Source organism: Rhodococcus oxybenzonivorans, from assembly GCF_003130705.1.
Taxonomy (GTDB): Bacteria; Actinomycetota; Actinomycetes; order Mycobacteriales; family Mycobacteriaceae; genus Rhodococcus_F; species Rhodococcus_F oxybenzonivorans.
The window spans coordinates 507,358-524,932 of sequence record NZ_CP021355.1 but is presented as its reverse complement, the minus strand read 5'-3'; the positions used below and the strand labels follow the sequence as shown (position 1 = coordinate 524,932).

Here is a 17,575-nt window from a genome sequence, read left to right as displayed (position 1 = left end):
CAGCTGCCGTAACAGCGCTCCGATTGCGTGATGCTCGTCCTCGGGCAGGTCCTGACGGAACAGCCACCGTCGCCCGTCCCGCCTTCGAGCGCGGACTCCCCCACCAGCTTGGTCAATTCCGCCAGCAACTCCCCGTCACCGGGCAACCGATCAACCCTTCGGCCCGTGCCTGCTCGACCAGCTCCTTCAGCCGCGGATCGTTGACCGTCAGCTGAACCGAGTTCGTCTCTATCTCACGATCGAATCACATCAGTCATAGTGCGCATCTCCTTTCTGAGTTACACCGTTGTTCCGTGCGCAGGCGCTCATCGAGGCTTCGTGGGGCGGAGAGACTGCGTGCGATATCGTTTTGAGTCGCGGGATCAAGAATTTTCCCTTTCGACAAACCATGCAGCGACCTGTGTACGTGAGGTGAATCCCAGTTTCGTCAGCAGGTGTTCGACGTGCCCTTGTGCAGTGCGCGGGGATATCACCAACCGAGCGGCGATCTCCTTGTTTGTCAGGCCTTCGGCGATCAATCCAGCAACCTCCCGCTCGCGCTTTGTCAGGTGTGCGGCGGGACCGCCAGGTGGCGGCGCTTCAGGAGGATGGTGCTGACCCAACGCGTAGGCGACGGCGGCGTCGAAAGTCAGTGCCGCACCATCCCGGTGCCCGGACGCGAAAGCTTCCTTGCTCAACGCGCGCCGCGTGGCGCCTTCGAATTCATCCTGGTACTCACTCAAGTTGGGCAATAAGACGATCGGCATGCCCACCGACCGGCTCAATTCTTGTGAGGCGCCCATCAGTACGACCGCACGTCGTGCATTCTGGTCCTCGGCGCCGATCCATGCCAGCGCCTGCAGGCACAGGCTGGCATTGAGCCGGTCGTTCACCTCGAGGTCAACTCGCAGGGCCTGCTCGAGGAGCTGGACACCTCGTTCACGCTCACCGCGTCGCCATACGGCGACCGCCAGCCCCCATTGGGAGTACGACCGGAATACCGATTCGCCCCGTGCATCGGTGATTGCCAGAACGCGCTCGTAGCATTCGATGGCGTGTTCGGTGTCGCCGAGGAATTCGTCTGCCAAGCCGAGGCCTATGAGCGCTACGACCTCGACGACATCGTTACGCCCGGTGTATGTCTGGACAGCTTTCTCAAGGTGAGCACGTGCGTCTGACGGATGTCCACCGAAGAGGGCGGCGTAGCCGACTGCACCGTTGATGTGTGCGCGTGTCAGCGGGTCGTGTGTTTTAGCGGCGAGCTCGCGTGCATCGTCCATCAGGGCGGCCGCCGCCTGCAGGTCCCCTTGGATTCCGGCCATCATGCTGCCGACATAGAGTGCCTTGGCGTGATCGGCGGTCGGCGCGGACGGTGAATGGGCGAGAAGCCGTTCGAGCCATCGCCTGCCTTCACTGAACAGACCCCGGGAAAGCCAGAACGGGTACAAGGCGGCCACGATCCGGAGCCCGGTTTCGGGGCTCTCGGAGACACAGAATTCCAATGCGTCCCGAAGATTCGGGTGCTCCCGCACGAGTGTGGTGATCAACTCGAGCTCGCGTGAGCTGATCCACTGAGATTCCATGTCGAGAACAAGGCGTTGACACCAGTCTCGGTGTCGCTGACGCAGTTCGGTGTACTCGCCACTCTCCTGGGCCTTTTCTCGGCCGTAGTCGCGCACGGTCTCGAGCATCCGAAACCGCATCTCAGCACCGGTCGGCTCCCGTGTCAGAATCGACTTGTCGACGAGGTAGGTCACCGTGTCGAGTATTTCCTGCGCGGGCAGATCTGGGCCGCAGATTTGTTCGGCGGCATCGAGATCGAAACTGCCGGCGAACACCGACAGCTGCGCCCACAGCCGCTGCTCCGCCGGTGTACACAGGTCGTAACTCCAGTCGATGCACATCCGGAGCGTTTGCTGTCTCGACGGCGCATCCCGGCTGCCCTGGGTCAACAGTACGTACCGGTCGGTCAAGCGTTGCAGTATCTGTTCCGGCGTCATCGCCCGCAACCGCGCGGCGGCCAGCTCGATCGGTAACGGAAGCCCGTCCAATCGCTGGCAGATCCGAGCGATGGTGACCCTGTTGTCGTCGGTCACCCCGAATCCCGGGGCCGCGGCGGCTCCGCGTTCGGCGAACAAGGTGACCGCGTCGTTGCCCGCCATCCCTCGCGGCAGGTCGTCGGGATCCGGGACGCCCAGCGGTGGCACAAGCAGCACCGCTTCCCCGCCGATGCCGAGCGATTCGCGACTGGTGGCGAGAATCCGCAGCCGCGGGCAGGTGCGAAGCAGGGTCTCGGTGAGCTTGGCGACCGCGGGCACCAGTTGCTCGCAATTGTCCAAGACCAGCAACTGTTCTCGCCCGGCGAGGAAATCGATAAGCACCTCGCGTATCGGTCGCGCCGATTGGTCACGTAATCCCAGCGCGTTTGCCACCACCCCTGCCAAGAGCAACTCGTCGCGCAACTCCCCGAGTTCCACAAGCGTGATGCCGTCCGCGAAGTCGCGGCGCACCTTGGTGGCGATACGCAGTGCCAGGCGGGTCTTTCCGACCCCACCGGTGCCGGTCAGGGTCAGCAGCCGCGCGCTCGTCAACGCGTTCTTCGCCGCGGTCAGCTCCGTGCGCCGGTCGACGAAACTGGTCAACTCCAGCGGGAGTTGACCCCCTCGCCCCGAATCGGCCGACCACGACGGTGTGGGCGACGCACCTTTCCCGGGAGGTGCGTCGGTCGCTGCTCCTGGCTCGGTGGTGTGCAGAGCGATCTCGTCGACCGCGAATCCATGCCGTAATTGGGCCTCGCGCAGATGGTGGCTCAACTCCGCGGCAGCCGGGCGAGCCGCCGGGTCACTGGCCATGGCCTGTTCGATGATTGCGCTGACGTCCTCTGAAACGCCGTGCTCGCGTGGGTTCGGTACCGGCTCGGAGGTGATTCGCAGGAACTGCGCCATCAGTTGCTCGCCGCTGCGACGTTCGAACGCGGCGTGACCAGTGATCGCCGTGAACAGGGTCGCGCCGAGACCGTAGACGTCCGCGGACGTGGTCGCGGGACGTCCGGCTATGACTTCCGGCGCAGTAAAAGCCGGTGACCCCGTGACCACCCCTGCGGTGGTCACGAACCCACCGGTGATGTGTGCGATGCCGAAGTCCGTCAGCACCGGCTCGCCGTAGTCTGTGAGCAGTATGTTCGCGGGCTTGATGTCGCGATGGAGGATGCCGAGATCGTGCGCGGCTTCCAGGGCGCCGGCCATCTTCACACCGAGCCGGAGCACGTCGCCCAGCGGAAGCGGGCCGTGACGCCGGATCCGGGCGTCGACAGAGCCCCGGGCACAGTAAGGCATCACAATGAAGGGTCGGCCGTTATCGGTGACGTCGGCATGGAGAATGTTGACGATGTTGGGATGACCGGTCAGCCGACCCGCCGCCCGCTGCTCTCGCATGAACCGTTCCCGGTTCTGTTCGTCGAGATCCGCGGTAAGGACCTTGACAGCCACCGTGCGTTCGAGCGCCGTCTGCGTGCACCGGTACACGATCCCGAACCCGCCGCGTCCGATCTCGAGCGCATCCTCGAACCCAGCCGCGGCAAGCTCCGCCGTGACCGCTCCGGACACGTCGCGCTGAGTCGCGAATGGATCGACGTTGTTCATCGCCACATCTCTTCACGGTTGCAGGTCGAACTGGCCGACGAACGTAGTGAGCAACACCTAAGGATATCCCTGGGCGCTCCCACCCGCGGCCGGAACCGATTCCGCAGTACGCGGGCTCCGGTCGATCGATGCGCCGGTCGGAGCGCCGGGCGTACATCCTTACCGAACTTGACCGACCACGACCGCGTCCACGGTATGCGCCTATCGACTACGCCGACCAGCCTCGGTTCGTCATGCATCCAGATCTTCGACACCAGACCCTGTCGCCGGTTACCTCGATAACCACTGGTCAGCCTCGCGCTATTGGCCATCGGTCCGCAAGGTGCAGCACCACCACTGCGCATTGCAGGCGCTCCTTGCGCCGTATCCGGGCTGTGCGGACCTAGGACAGGTAGAGACCCGTAGCAAGCCGGAGCAGAGGGGCGGATCAGGTGAACCGGGGCGCTGATCACGGTGGACAGGGTCGTGACCAGCGGTACGAGGCTCTTGCGACGCGGGGCACGTTCGGCGATCTTCGCGTGCCCATCTGAAGCTCCTTTCTTCTGGTGCCCGTAGACCGGTCGCAGCAACGCGGACCGATGTCACATCGTTGGAATAGCTGCGTCCGGGGTTGGTTGGAGTTCGGGTGTCCGTGCTGGACGGATCAGCGCCGGTCGTCAGTGGGCCGATGCCGTCAACTGGGGAGCGGGGATGCATGACACGCCGTCGCCGAGACGGAGGACTTGAAGGTCTTGGACGAGGCCACGCAGGCCGTTCTCGGTTCCGACGAACCAGACATGTTTGCGGTGGGCTTGGCTACCGCGGCCGACGGTCCGCTCGAACTCTTGCATCGCCTCGCGTGCTGTTGCGGCGAGGCAGGTATTGATGCGGATCAGCAGCGGTGGTGTGGGAAGGTTTGCGGCCGCGTAAACCGCGCGTACACCGAGTGCGGCCTGCTCGTATCTGTCGAGGCTTTCGATGTCGAGTTCGACGGCGTCGGCGTCGATGAGTTCCTCGTAGGTTCGTGGACCCGACCATGTCGAGATTTCGACGATGCGTTCCGGCACGAAGGACGGCGCCGTCTCGTTGTGCATTGTCACTGATCGAATCATGGTGGACACCCCTTGGTCAGGCCGGAAGTCTGTGGAAGTTGCTGGCATGGAAGATCAGGGGACCGGCGACGTCGTGAATCGTGGCCGAGTGCACTTCCAAGAGGACCATGAAGTGGTCTCCTGCCGAGGTTTTCGACCACACCGCGCCCTCGAGCCATGTTGTTGCGCCGTCGACATAGACGGCGCCGGAGTCGGCGACTGTGGTGGTGATCGATTCGAACCGATTCCCCTCTTTCATGGCCAACGCGGTGGCCGCGTACTCGTTGTCCGACCCGAGCACGCTCAGTCCGAGCCGGGTTCCTCGTTCGAGCATCGGCCAGGTGCGTGAGGTGTTCTGGATGAACACCCCTACCAGTGCCGGTTCGAGGGATACCGGTACGAACGTGCTGACCGCCATGCCCGTGGGTGCACCGTCGATCTCGGCGCAGATGGCGACGACACCGCTGGGGCAGCCGGAGAAGATTCTGCGCAGTTCCTTGGGGTCGAAGACTGTCGTGGTCATCTCGCCATCTCCTCTTAGAGAGCTTGTCTCTTGTGGGAGTTTCTTGAAACAGGTGAGTGCGGCGGCGAGGTGGAAGTGTTCCCCGTGGCGTTCGTAGCGGATGGTCAGGCGTCGGTAGCCGGTGAGCCAGGCGGATGGGTCGGCCGAACCGGACTTGATGGTTTCTCGATCATCCGGCTCTCCGGTGACTATTGCGTGGGCGATGCGGCCGACTGCCCCGTGTAGATGTGGTCATGGCAGGTGGTGCAGACCACGAGGGTCTTGCGCCGCCGTTTCGCCATGGCCTCAGCCCATTTGGGGCGTAGGGGGCCGGGTATGCCGTGATCTGCGAGCGCGGACGTGGTGGACCTCCACGCTGCCCGTCTGCCGACAGATCTCGCAGGTATCCGCCAGGAGCCGTGTGATCAGTTCCTTGTGCGGATAGTCGACCCGGGTCGGCTGGCGGTCGACGAGCGTCGCCGACTTCTGCCGGTGGAGTGGGATGCCCCCGAACCGTGCGACCGGTGGCTGTCTGCCGTCGCGTTCGATACGCGCTTCGAAGCAGGTGCGTGGCCCGTGCGGTGTCTGGACAGTGGCTTTGTGCTTGGCCGCCATCTTCGACACCGATGAGCGGTGCTTACCCGCCAGGGTCTTGAGCATCGAGGTCTCCATGACCCAGCGCAATCGATGCAGCCGGTGGACGTCTCCGGCCGGCAGGTAGTACTGGACGATGCCCCGGTAGATGGCCCCGAACGTGGAGACGATGGTGTAGTCGTCGCCGTTGGTCAGGACTGCCTGCTTGGCGGGTTTGCCGCGTTGCAGGTACGGGGCGCATTTGGCCTTGATCACCTCCAGCGGCACACGCAGCGCGACCTGCCCGTTGACCGCACGGCGGCGCCGGGTGAACTTGCTGCTGTTGTGCTGAACGGTGATCTCGTAACCGAGGAATCGGGCCGCGCCTGTGCGGGCGTGGGTGATCAGCGTCTTGTCGTGGGACAGTTCCAGTTTGAGTTCATCACGCAGGAACTGCGCCAACCGCTGTTTGATCTCCTCGGCTTCTGCCTTCGGTCCGGCGAACCCGAGCAGATGATCATCTGCGTATCTGCAGTAGCGCAGCCGCCGATGTCCCGGGTCATCCGGATCGGAGCTGGGCAGGTCGAACCATTTCCCGCCGCAGCTCCGGGCCTCGGCCCGGTCACCGCGTCGACGGGCCTTGGCCAGCCAGTTCTGCAGTTCCAGGTAGGCAGGGTTGCGCGCCCTGCGTTCCCCTCGGGTGTACTCCGGGATGAGGACCGTCTCGACGAACTCGTCCAGTTTGTGCAGGTAGATCGAGGACAGGATTGGGGAAGCCACTCCGCCTTGGGGAGCACCCGACAGCGTGGCACCCCAGGTCCAATCCTCGAGGTATCCGGCCTCGAGCATGTTGCGCACCAGCCGCAGGAACCGGTTGTCGTGGATCTTCTCCGACAGGGTCTCGATCATCATGTCGTGGTCGAGTGACCCGAAGCAGTCGGCGATGTCTCCCTCGATAAACCAGGCCGTCCCGGTCCAGGTGTGGGCGATCTCCCGCGAGGCGGTGTGACAACCGCGACCGGGACGGAATCCGTGTGAACGATCGGAGAACGTCGGCTCGCAGTACGCCTCCATACGGAGCCATATCACTTCACCGACGAGCTTGTCCGACCAGGTCGGCAATCCCAGCGGGCGCGTAGTCCCGTTCTTCTTCGGGATGCGCACCCTGCGGACCGGACGGGATCGGTAGCGCTCGTGACGCATCGCACCGATGATGCGACCGATCTTTGCCTGGGACATGCCGTCCACGGTTTCCTGTGTGACCCCGGGCGTCATCGCACCCTGGTTGGCGTAGATTCGCCCGTAGGCCAGCAGATACAGCTGCGGATTGAACAGTTGCCGATACAGCTCATCGCACGGCAGCCCGCGTCTGCCGCGCTCACACAGGACACTCAGCACCGTTTCGGCGCTCTGCATTACGCATACCTCCCGATCTGGTCGTGTCCACATCACCTGGCCTCCTTCGCCCTTGTGGTCGGCTTTCCCGACCTCCTCGGCCGGTCGTGACTCCGGCGACTACTGCGAGGCTTCCGTCGCCATGGGGCTCGCGCCCGGTAGGCGATCCCGCGTTCGTCTCTGTCGTACGTAGCAGCGTGACGTAGGCGGCCCATTCATCTCCTTGAACACCCTCGCTGGGCGTCGCTCCGCGCTCCGGAGGTTGTGTCGGTCACCATCGACTCCGACACAGAGCACGGCACCGGTTACAGCGGTCCTTCCGGTAGATGGGAACTTGCATCAACTGGAGATTGGGCTTCAGACAATCCCTCTTTCGCCCTATCACGCCGGTCCTCCCCAATGCGTCGCCCCGACCACTGGGCCCGACCACCGGGTGTCCTGGCATGCTCTTGTCCCCTTCACCTTTCGGATCCAGGTCAGCCACCCGACCCAAGAACCTCCCTCCAAGTCCTTCCCGGCTGAACCGGGGATACGACAGAGCGCCTCGCGGCGCACATAGTGCGTTCGACCTTCCACCGGTACCTGCCGAGCCGATCATTCCTATCGATACCGCGTCGGGCGATATCTAGGTGGTTGGCACCAGGCCTGGTGGTAACGCCCGAACACAAAGGGCAACGACATTGTGAACACCGCCATGGGGCGTGACCTTGCCTGGACCGGTGCGCGGGGCACCCTCCACGCGGTAATGCTCCAGGACGGTGCAGTCCTCGCCGAGACATGTACTCACCTGGACGCATCAGGTATCAGCACACCCGCGCTCTTTGAGGACGCGGTGTGAGCACTCCGCGATTCCTCGTCACCACACCGCTGCCGGATCCCGCCACTGGCCTGCTTGCCGCTGCGGGATCGGTCACGGTATGGGAACACGAGCACTCCCCGGAGGAACTGGTGGCCGCCTGCGAGTCGGGGACGTACTCGGTCGTGCTGTCCCAGCTCACCGATCGCCTCGGCGCCGAGGAACTCGCCGACGCACGGATCGACGGAATCTCGAACTACGCGGTGGGATTCGACAACATCGACGTTGCCGCCGCCACCGCTCGGGGAATTATGGTCGGAAATACCCTCGGGGTGCTCACCGCGCCGACAGCGGACATCGCGCTGCTGCTGATCCTCGCTACCGCCCGACGTTGCGTTGATGCCGACGGATTCCTTCGGCTAGGCGAGTTTTTCGGTTGGTCGCCGAACCTGTTGCTGGGCAAGATGTAACGGGTGCCACACTCGGCCTGATCGGTTCCGGTCGCATCGCTGCCGCCACGGCACGCCGTGCCGGAGGGTTCGACATGACGATCCAGCGCTGTTCGGCCAGGGGTCGGGACAAATCGTCATGGCCCGCAACCGATGTCCAGCACGTGATCACCGCGGCTCGCCCCGCTTTCCGCCGCGAGCGCGGTGGCGAATCGTCGTCGGCGTCCGCCGAAGAAGACCGTGTTGAAAAGGTTGTATCCGCGGACACGGGTGATGAGAATGCCCGGCGGTGCTTCGTTGCCCGGCCCGGGTCGACGGGGGGTGGACTGTGATTGTTCGGTATCGGACATGAGTTCAGCATTTCCCCAATAGCATTGCCGGACCAGAACCAAATGGCCCGGATGCGTCCGATTTGGAACAGTTGATCGCGAAATGTTCGGTAACGACGGGAGCAGCCGATGGTGAAGACAGCCGATCGCCGTGTTCGGCGGACGAAGGGGCTCCCGCACCAAGTTCTGATCGAAGTGCTGCTGGAAACGGGATACATCCGCACCACTGGCGCCGATATCGGGCGATCCACGTTCTACAGTCACTACCGGGACGTTTCGGCAGTTCACGCCCGACACCCGGCTACTCGTCGAAGCTCGACCGAGACAAGGACGGTATCGCCTGCGAAAACTGGCTTCTGGTCAACGAGCGCCACGGGCGACCGCCCACGGAGCAGTCTGTGCGAACTCTTTCCGAGATAGGTCTCGCCGTCGCATGCAGCCCCCGCACGGTAACTGCCGGCGATGTAGAGCAGCAGCAGTGCGAGAGGACTCTCGGGCAGGTGCTCTGTCATGACTGGTCTCGGTCGAGGATGTCGAGTTGGACGCGGTTGCGGTGGTTGATTTCCCACCGGCCGGCTTCCAGGTTCTCGACGAGGTCGCGGCACCGTCCAGCAGTGCTCACGTCTACCTGTAGTTCGATCACATTGATCGGTCCGCGGATTCCGTTGCGCCTGTCAATGACCGTGTAGACGAACTCACCGGTGGTGGCGAAGTCGCGTGGGCGGGTGCAGACGACGAAGTGCTCCGAGCGTGCGCGGACGGTGTAGGGGCGGCGGTGTTCGAGACCGAAGCGGATCCTGCCACCGGCATCGAGTGGGATCGGAGTGGTGGGTGATCCTGTGGCGTCTATCAGAGTCACCGCGCGCCCCCGTCCGCGGACGGGCCTTCGGGGGCACTGTCACGTTGTTGAACGCCGGCAAACCGGGAGAAGGTGGCGTGCCCAACCCAACGCCGTCGTACAAAGGCCACCGCTACCCGACCGAGATCATCAACCATTGCGTGTGGTTGTACTACCGGTTTCCGCTCAGCCTCCGTGAGATCGAAGGAGATGATGCTCGAACGCGGTGTCGCGGTCAGCTACGCCAATCAGCTGCGCCGACAGCGGGCTCTGCCCGGTGACAGATGGTACCTCGACGAGGTCTTCCTCCGAATCAACGGCAAACTGCACTACCTGTGGCGGGCGGTCGACCAAGACGGCAACGTGCTCGACGTGCTTGTCCAGTCACGCCGAAACGCGGAGGCAGCCAAGAAGTTCTTCCGCAAGCTGCTCAAGGGGTTGCGGTACGTGCCGCGAGTGATCATCACCGACAAGCTCGCCAGTTACCAGATGGCGCAGCGCGAGATGCTGGCCTCGGTCGAGCATCGCCGGTCGAAGTATTTGAACAATCGAGCCGAGAACTCGCATCAACCCACCAGGCAGCGAGAACATGCGATGAAGCGCTTCAAATCGTCAGGGCACGCGCAACGATTCCTGTCCGCCTTCTCAGGCATCTCACCGCATTTCCGGCCCAACCGGCACAAACTCTCGGCACCCGAATGGCGTAGCGAGACGGCCGATCGTTTCGCGGTCTGGCAGCACGTCACCGCAACCGACGCCGCTGCCTGAAGTGAACGGCCGGGCGGTGTCCCGTAACTCGCTGTCCCAAACGAGCTTCACTGCTATGGGTTTCGATTAGCGTGACAATGCCGACGTCGGCGCCCACGGCCAGTGCCCGGCCTTCCGGAAGGAAGCGTGCGACTTGGTCTGCCGCATCGTCGTCCAGATCGAGGAGGCCCGACTGTAAGGCCCTCCTCGATTAGTCGGCGGGTCACAGCTTCGCCGATTCCCCTTCCGGCTCCGGTCACGATCGCAACATACTCAGGGGCAGCGTCAGTCATTGTTCACTCTCGTCTGCGGCTTTGCGTGCGGGTTACTGCGTCTTTCAGAGTCCCAGGTCACGCCCGATGAGTTCCTTCATGATCTCGTTCGAACCGGCCCAGATTTTGGTCACGCGAGCGTCACGCCAGGCGCGGGCCACGCGGTGTTCGTTCATGTAGCCGTACCCGCCCCACAACTGCACGCAGTGGTCCAGGACGTTGTTCTGAACTTCGGCGGACCACCACTTGACCTTGGCAGCCTCGATCGCTGACAGCGCGCCTCTGGTGTGGAGAGCGATCGCGTGGTCGACGTACACCTGGGTCGCGTCGACCTTGGTGACAAGCTCCGCGAGCAGGAACTTGTTGTGCTGGAAGGAGCCGATGCTCTGGCCGAACGCCTGGCGGTCCTTGGCGTAGTCGATCGTCTCCCGGAGAATCTGGTCGGCGTGCGCGATGTTCGCGACAGCGCAGACAAGGCGTTCTTGAGGGAGCCGTTCCATCATGTGAATGAAGCCGCGGTCGAGTTCCCCGATGAGCGCAGACCGATCGAGGCGGACGTCATCGAAGAAGAGCTCGGCAGTGTCGGATTCGTCCTGACCGACCTTGTCCAGCTTCCTTCCGCGGCTGAACCCGTCAGTTGTCGATTCCACTCCGAACAGGCTGATCCCGTGCGCGCCACGTCCGGGGCTCGTCCGCGCGGCGACGATAACCAGGTCACTGGAGTACCCGTTCGTGATGAACGTCTTGGATCCTCTGAGCACCCAATCGTCACCGCTGGCGACCGCGGTGGTCTTGAGCGCGGCGAGGTCGGATCCGCCTCCCGGTTCAGTCATTCCGATGGAGGTCAGGATCTCACCCGAACAGAAGCCGGGCAGCCAGCGCTCCTTTTGCTCGGCGGTGGTCAGTTCAGTCAGGTAAGGCGCATTCACGTCGAGGTGGATAGTGAAGCAGGAGGCGAGCGCGGCAGATTCGCGCGCCAACTCCTCGGTGAGCACCGCGGTGTAGCGGTAGTCCCCTGCATCCGATCCCCCGTATTCCACAGGAACCTGGAGCCCGAGCAGACCTTGCCGTCCGGCCTCGATCCAGACCTCGCGTGGGATGGCGTGGCTGGTCTGCATCTCTTTGATGTTCGGCCGCACATGCCGATTGACGAACGCCCGAACCGAGCCGCGAAATGCCTCGTGGTCCGCGTCGAAGATAGTGCGCTCCATGCAGGTTCCTCCTAAACGCGCCGGTTAAGTATGGGCACTCAATCGAGTCGAGCAGTCCACCGTCTTCCCTGCCTCGACGAGGGACAGACGTCGAATCGATGTCTCCAGCCATCCGCCGCCCTCGGTGCAGTCAACCGTGTCCGTGGCATGGCCGGGATTGCGCAAACTCTTAACTACCGGTGAAAAGAGGAGCTCGGCGCTCCGCGAACGCGCGACCCGCTTCTTCGGCGTCGCTAGTGCTCACACTCACGCGCTGATTGAGCGTCTCTGCTTGAAGGACGCGCTCGAAGTTCGTTGTCTCGGCCAAAAGGATGTTGTCCTTCATCCTCCCTAGGGCGATCGTCGGCCCCTCCGCCAGTCGTCGGCCTAGCGCGTCGGCCCTCGCACGCAGCTCGGATGAAGCGCAAACCACAGTGGCTAGACCAAGCCGATGCGCCTCAACACCGTCGATGGTCGGGTCCAACAGAAGCAACTCGCGCGCCTTCGCCGAGCCCACGGTGCGAACTAAGAGAAAGCTGATCCCGTAGTCACCGCTCAACGAACGGGCGGCGAAGCCAGCGCACAGCTTCGCATCCTCAGACACCACCCGGAAATCGCATGCCAGGGCCAGTGCCAGCCCCCCGCCCACGGCGTGCCCGTGTACTGCCGCGATGGTCGGCTTCGGCATCTCGCGCAGGATCTGAGCCGCCTTGACCTGATGAGCTAAGACTCGGTGTTGGGCATCTATGACCGTTCCGGGGGAAGGAGCCGCGGCAGCCTCCTCACGCCGCTGCTCAATGAGGCTCAGATCTCCTCCGGCACAGAAGGCACGACCGGCACCACGAAGGCCAACGCACCGCACGGAACGGTCACGTGCGAGCGAGTCCAAGACCTCGAGCAACCCATCCATGACCTCCTGATCCAGGGCATTCAAGGCGGCCGGACGATTGAGGGTGACCCATGCGAGGCCACCGCGCACCTCAACGATCAGCGACTGAGGCACATCGCCTGCCACATCCGTCGATTGAGCGCCTGGCGCCCTGGCGTCACTGAACAATTTGACTTCTCCTCCTGGAAGCGAGCCCCGAAGCGGGTCGACCGAGACCGAGCACAGCCGGTCTGCGGTCCGAGACTCCCAGCTCGGTGTCTTGCGTTGTGCTGTCCACGTGTCTCCGTATCCCGGCCAACCCGCCCGACTGGTCGGTCGTTGATTTCTAACAGGTGCTCCCGCCCATTGTCAAGAAATGCAGGCAGCCGAACCCCCGGGCCGGTCCGGTCGGCCGGCGAGAGCCCCAACCGTTCAGTTCCAGCCGATACCGGAGAGAACTGGTAATCACGCGTTTCGGAACCCTCACCCCACACCGTCACCGACCTCGTAGGCAGCCGCACCCCTGAGCTGACCTTGACGTGGCGTCTCCACAGTTGCACAATTTTCTAAACCAACCGACCGCACGGCTGGACGGGTGGGCACGGTAAGCACTTATCAATAGACGAGTTGCAGCGGTTCTTTCAGCTGGGGTTCGCCCGCAGCTCCACAGTTGCGATCGAAGAGATCCTGGCGTTTCCACCCACCGGGTGATGCAGTTCTGGCGCACGGCCGTGGACGAGGACCGTTTCGTCGCGCTCTACTGCCGAGGCGACCGCCTGAGCGGCGTGCTGACCCACAACGGCCAGACCGTCGTGACAAAGTACCGCCGGCTGCTCGCCCGACGGGCGAGCTGACCGACGCACTCGAGTTCGCTGGGCGGCGTGCCCGGCTCGCGGGCGCCCCCGGGCTGACGGGCCGAAAAGAGGAGACTGAGGATGCAACACGCTGCCGCCATCGTTGGCGCGGCCGTGACCGAGGTCGGGAAGGTCTACGGCCGCAGCGGTCGGTCCTTCGCCGCGGAAGCGGTACGGCTCGCCGTTGCCGACGCGGGTCTCACCCTGGCCGACGTCGACGGGCTACTGATCAACACGGGCAAGGCCGGCGGTGTCGACCTCACGCTGGCCCGGCGCCTGGGACTGCGTGACCTGCGGGTGCTCAGCGAGGTCAACGCCTTCGGTGCGTCGGCCGGCATCATGGTCGCCCAGGCCGCTGCCGCGGTTCTCTCGGGAACAGCGGAGGTGGTGGTGTGTGTCTTCGCCGACGCACCCCGGCAGCCCGGCGATGAACCGTCCTGGACGAGGTGGAGACTCCTGATCTAACAGGGAGAATGCCGGTATGCCTGCACCGAAGAAGTACGACGCCCGAGACCCAGGAACGCGCCGTCCGGATGTATCGGGACGGGATCGCCGAGCACGGAGGCTCGAAAGTCGCCGCCCATCGCCATGTCGGCGAGCTGCTCGACATCGCACCGGCGACGCTGAGGAACTGGATCGAGCGGGACGAGAGCCGCCCGGCCCCGGCGTATCGTCTTCGGCACCTGACGTGTTGGCCGAGGTCGCCAGACTTCGCCGAGAAGTATCCGAATTACGCAGAGCCAACGAGATCTCGAAGACCGCGAGTGCGTTTTTCGCGGCGGCGGAGGTCGTCCCCCGCAAGCGGGAGGTACCCCCACGCCGACTGCGGTGATCGTCGACTACATCGACGCGTACCGTTCTCAATTCGGGGTCGACCCGATCTGTGCCGTGCTCACCGAGCACGGCATCAGCATCGCCCCGTCCACCTATTACAAGGCCAAGCAGCGCGGCCCCATCTCCGACACCGACCTGGACGAGGCGTACGCCGTGCACACGGTGTACTGGCCAACAAGCGCCTCTTCGGTGCCCGCAAGATCTGGTGGGCGATGAAACACACCGGCCACGACACCGGGCGCGATCAGGTGGCCCGCCTGATGAAGATCTGCGGGATCCGAGGAGTGGTCCGCGGCAAACGCCGCACGACCACCACCGAGCGCGACGAGCGGGCACCACGACACCGAAGATCTGATCAACAGAAAATGGAACGTCCCGCACCGTCCCGATCAGTGGTGGGTCGCGGACTTTACATACGTGTGGACACTCACCGGATTCGTGTACACGGCGTTCTGCGTCGACGTGTTCTCCCGCCGGATCCTCGGGTGGCAGGTGATGACATCGAAGACCACCGTGTTGGTCACCGGAGTGCTCAAGCAGGCGTTGTTCACCCGCAGGAGAGTCGACATCCGTTTTACCTCAACGGGTGTGGTGCATCACAGCGATGCGGGGAGCTAGGGCGGATTCAACCAGTCGTCGCAACACCGCGCCGTCTACGCAAACGTACTCGATCGGCAAGAACTTCCGCCGGTGTTCTCCACCCAAGCGTTTTGCGCGGTCGATTGTTGAGTGCAGTGGCAACCGCCTGGACTTCCCTTGCGTCGTGTCAAGCAGGGACCAAGGTCTCTGCTCTGCTGGTCCACGGTGTGGGGATGTTGCTTGCCCGCCACCGATACCGAGTAATCGCGACGGTGGTGGTGTCGCACATGATGATCCCGTTTCTCTTGCGGACGATTGCCTGGCCTGCCGGTCAGGAATCGCCGGTAGAGATCCGCCCACGTGATCCGTTTGTGCCGTTTGAGCAGCCATTGGGTGACTCGATGCCAGGCGAAGGCATCGAGGTAGCCGAACGTTGCTTTCGCTACACCGTGGCGGAAATACGCACACCATCCTCGGAGCACCGGATTGAGGCGCCCAAGGAGATCAGCAAGGCCATGATGACGTGCCTTCTTCGTCAGGGCCCGCACCTTCGCCATGATCGAAAGCAATGCTTTCTTCGACGGATAGGTGTAGACGCTCATCTTATTCGTGCCCTTCTTGTGGCGCCGCTGGATGCGGAACCCGAGAAAGTCGAACCGCTCGTCCAGGTGACAAACCCGGGACTTTTCGGCGGACAACCGCAGCCCCAGAGGGGCTATCACGTCCGCAACTTCGTCCCAGAGTGCGTCCGCATGCGCTTTGGTCCCGACCACCATGATGACGAAATCGTCCGCTTATGCCGACCACCGGATTATGCCGACCGTGGCGTGACGGTGCTGGTCCGTGGGGTTGAGTCTGTGGTGTGTTCGGCATAATCCGGGGTTGTTGCCGGGGGTCAAATTCCGTCGAGGAAGGCGAGGAGGCCGTCGGGTGCTCGGTATTGACCGGGGCTGGTGTGGTGGGGTTGGACGCGGGCGAGGGCTTGCTCCTTGATGGTCGTGTCGGCGTGCAGGTAGGGCTGGGTGGAGGCGAGGTCTTCGTGGCCGAGCCATAGCGCGATCACCGAGGTGTCCACACCTGCGTGCAGCAAAGCCATTGCCGCCGAGTGACGCAGCGTGTGCGAGGTGACGTTCTTGCCGGTCAGTGTTGGGCAGTTCTCCGCGGCTCGGACGGCGTGTTTGGTGACCAGTTTCTCGACCACATCCGATGAGAGCCGCCGGCCGACTCGGGTCACGAACAATGCAATTTCCTCAGCCGCCGAGCATCCCGACGAGGTCAGTGCGGGCGTCGCAGTCGTCGCCCACGGTGACCGGCTCAACTGAGGTGGCGTCCCTGTTCGGATCAGCGCCGAACGATGGCTGAGCTCCCAATCTGGCCGGCTCATACCTACTTTGGGGCATGAGCCGCCCAGATTTAAGGTCGTTACACGTGCGCCAAGGTTGCTTTCGTGCTGTCGCTGACCGGTCGCCGCCACCGCTTCGCCGCAAGCGCGATCAGAAGCACACCGGCGATCGCGAGCACCGCGGGAACCCACACCCCGGCAACGGTCAGTAGCGTCCCGTTCTTCGACAGGTCCGCCGCCAGCGCCGTGACTTCGCTGTCGGCGGTGTGCATCTTCACTGTCGACAGGGGCAGCACCGCGACGTCTTCACCATTCACCGGCACGGTCACATACATGCTCTGCGTCTGATCGACCACCAGAGGTGAACCGAACTGCTCATCAACGGCCACCTTCGCCATATTGGAACTACCGAAACCGATGTCGAGAAGATCCGGGAGACCGGCGATGTTGTCCTCGATCACCGTCCGCGAATCCGCAGGCACGAGACCGGCCTGAAGCAAACCTGCGACCTCGGCCTTCGGGAGCTGCTGAGGGAAGTCCTTGAACTGTGCCAACACCGTGGGGCTCTGAATGGGGCCGGCGGCGTCGACCTCATAGTTGTACACCTCACGCCCCTCGACGGTGCCCTCGTCGACGAAGCGCGCCTCCTGCCCGGTCCGGGTGACCGAGTCATACAGCAGGTTGCCGTCCTTGGCCGGGCTCATCGGGAAACTCACCGCGATGCCCTCGTGCCCCTCGAACGTGGACTGGGACTGGGCGGGAACCAACGACTGCTTCTCCTGCTCGGAGAGACGAACGGGCGCAAAGTCGACCCGGCTGATGGCATAGCTGTGCACATCCTTCTGCGTCGACCCATCCGGCAACGTAATCGCGGTGTTGCTCGTGACGATCGCGGTATCCCCCTCGGTCGCATCGACTGTCAGCGATCGGTCCGCGCTGATCGGCATCTCCGGGATGATCAGATTCGCGAGATCGTTGGCCGCGAACGCCTGCGGGTTCAGGGCGCTCATCGTGCCCTCGTACTTCTGGCTCTGACTCAGATCGGACGGCAACTTCGTCAGCGAGGGAAGAATCAACCATTTGATCGCGGCGGCGGCGAGGATCAGTACAACTCCGATCACCAACCACGCAATCGACGATTTCCGTACTTTGGTCATGGGATACCTTCGATGTGTTGGAGCCGAGCAACCCGCTGTAGCCGCCAAGTCCTCGGCGATGGCTACGGATGTCACGTCGGTCTGCAGGAGACCCCACAGAGAGTGGGAGGGGTCGATGAATGGCTCACGTCTGTGATGCCTATCACTGTTGTATAGTCGA

General features: G+C 63.5%; 11 protein-coding genes and 8 pseudogenes. 7 read left to right on the top strand and 12 right to left on the bottom strand.

The genetic code is table 11. The features are described 5' to 3' along the window. Positions 1-362: 362 nt before the first annotated feature. The 5 genes and pseudogenes from CBI38_RS33450 to CBI38_RS38645 form a co-directional block, all read right to left on the bottom strand. Positions 363-3,620, bottom strand: a complete 3,258-nt coding sequence (locus CBI38_RS33450; protein ID WP_109336116.1) for a protein kinase domain-containing protein — start codon at positions 3,618-3,620, stop codon at positions 363-365. 656 nt (positions 3,621-4,276) lie between these two features. Further along, entirely contained in the window at positions 4,277-4,699 is a 423-nt protein-coding gene (locus CBI38_RS33440) for a hypothetical protein (protein WP_162603362.1), read from the bottom strand. A 28-nt stretch (positions 4,700-4,727) separates the two neighbouring features. Further along, positions 4,728-5,213, bottom strand: coding sequence for a flavin reductase family protein (locus CBI38_RS33435; RefSeq protein ID WP_109335763.1), 486 nt, complete (start codon positions 5,211-5,213; stop codon positions 4,728-4,730). Between the two features lie 188 nt (positions 5,214-5,401). Then, positions 5,402-7,181 (bottom strand): annotated as a pseudogene (locus CBI38_RS33430) (reverse transcriptase/maturase family protein). A gap of 455 nt (positions 7,182-7,636) precedes the next feature. Beyond that, positions 7,637-7,783: pseudogene (locus tag CBI38_RS38645) on the bottom strand (IS5/IS1182 family transposase); the annotation flags it as partial. 211 nt (positions 7,784-7,994) lie between these two features. Between CBI38_RS38645 and CBI38_RS33420 the strand changes: the two are divergent. After that, entirely contained in the window at positions 7,995-8,426 is a 432-nt protein-coding gene (locus CBI38_RS33420) for a Rossmann-fold NAD(P)-binding domain-containing protein (protein WP_418328359.1), read from the top strand. Further along, positions 8,393-8,482 (top strand): annotated as a pseudogene (locus tag CBI38_RS40820) (hypothetical protein); the annotation flags it as partial. The gene CBI38_RS33420 and the pseudogene CBI38_RS40820, both read left to right, overlap by 34 nt. A gap of 60 nt (positions 8,483-8,542) precedes the next feature. On the opposite strand, the gene CBI38_RS39710 reads toward CBI38_RS40820, so the two are convergent. Continuing rightward, entirely contained in the window at positions 8,543-8,755 is a 213-nt protein-coding gene (locus CBI38_RS39710; protein WP_230990443.1) for a hypothetical protein, read from the bottom strand. Positions 8,756-8,817: 62 nt separating this feature from the next. On the opposite strand from CBI38_RS39710, the pseudogene CBI38_RS39705 reads away from it, so the two are divergent. Next, a pseudogene (locus CBI38_RS39705) lies at positions 8,818-9,081 on the top strand (excalibur calcium-binding domain-containing protein); the annotation flags it as partial. Between the two features lie 161 nt (positions 9,082-9,242). Here the strand turns inward: CBI38_RS39705 and CBI38_RS33410 are convergent. Next, on the bottom strand, positions 9,243-9,593 hold the full coding sequence (locus CBI38_RS33410) for a hypothetical protein (RefSeq protein WP_109335770.1): 351 nt from the start codon (positions 9,591-9,593) through the stop codon (positions 9,243-9,245). 77 nt (positions 9,594-9,670) lie between these two features. Here CBI38_RS33410 and CBI38_RS33405 point away from each other — a divergent pair. Continuing rightward, positions 9,671-10,340: pseudogene (locus CBI38_RS33405) on the top strand (IS6 family transposase). Positions 10,341-10,656: 316 nt separating this feature from the next. Here the strand turns inward: CBI38_RS33405 and CBI38_RS33395 are convergent. Together CBI38_RS33395 and CBI38_RS33390 are read right to left on the bottom strand one after the other, a co-directional pair. Beyond that, a complete protein-coding gene (locus CBI38_RS33395) occupies positions 10,657-11,802 on the bottom strand; it encodes an acyl-CoA dehydrogenase family protein (protein ID WP_109335769.1) in 1,146 nt (381 codons plus the stop codon). Positions 11,803-11,971: 169 nt separating this feature from the next. Beyond that, on the bottom strand, positions 11,972-12,838 hold the full coding sequence (locus tag CBI38_RS33390; RefSeq protein ID WP_162603361.1) for an enoyl-CoA hydratase/isomerase family protein: 867 nt from the start codon (positions 12,836-12,838) through the stop codon (positions 11,972-11,974). Between the two features lie 521 nt (positions 12,839-13,359). Between CBI38_RS33390 and CBI38_RS33385 the strand changes: the two genes are divergently transcribed. The 3 genes and pseudogenes from CBI38_RS33385 to CBI38_RS33375 all read left to right on the top strand — a co-directional run. Next, positions 13,360-13,503 carry an oxidoreductase C-terminal domain-containing protein gene (locus CBI38_RS33385; protein ID WP_162603360.1) on the top strand — a complete coding sequence of 48 codons (144 nt, stop codon included), beginning with the start codon at positions 13,360-13,362 and terminating at the stop codon, positions 13,501-13,503. A gap of 81 nt (positions 13,504-13,584) precedes the next feature. Beyond that, a pseudogene (locus CBI38_RS33380) lies at positions 13,585-13,926 on the top strand (thiolase family protein); the annotation flags it as partial. Between the two features lie 58 nt (positions 13,927-13,984). Continuing rightward, positions 13,985-14,952, top strand: a pseudogene (locus CBI38_RS33375) (IS3 family transposase); the annotation flags it as partial. Positions 14,953-15,314: 362 nt separating this feature from the next. On the opposite strand, the pseudogene CBI38_RS39700 reads toward CBI38_RS33375, so the two are convergent. The 3 genes and pseudogenes from CBI38_RS39700 to CBI38_RS33355 all read right to left on the bottom strand — a co-directional run. Next, positions 15,315-15,473 (bottom strand): annotated as a pseudogene (locus tag CBI38_RS39700) (group II intron maturase-specific domain-containing protein); the annotation flags it as partial. Positions 15,474-15,811: 338 nt separating this feature from the next. Next, complete coding sequence (locus CBI38_RS33360; RefSeq protein ID WP_109335767.1) at positions 15,812-16,300, bottom strand: tyrosine-type recombinase/integrase; 489 nt, start codon at positions 16,298-16,300, stop codon at positions 15,812-15,814. A gap of 38 nt (positions 16,301-16,338) precedes the next feature. After that, entirely contained in the window at positions 16,339-17,415 is a 1,077-nt protein-coding gene (locus tag CBI38_RS33355; RefSeq protein WP_109335766.1) for a porin PorA family protein, read from the bottom strand. Positions 17,416-17,575: the final 160 nt, after the last annotated feature.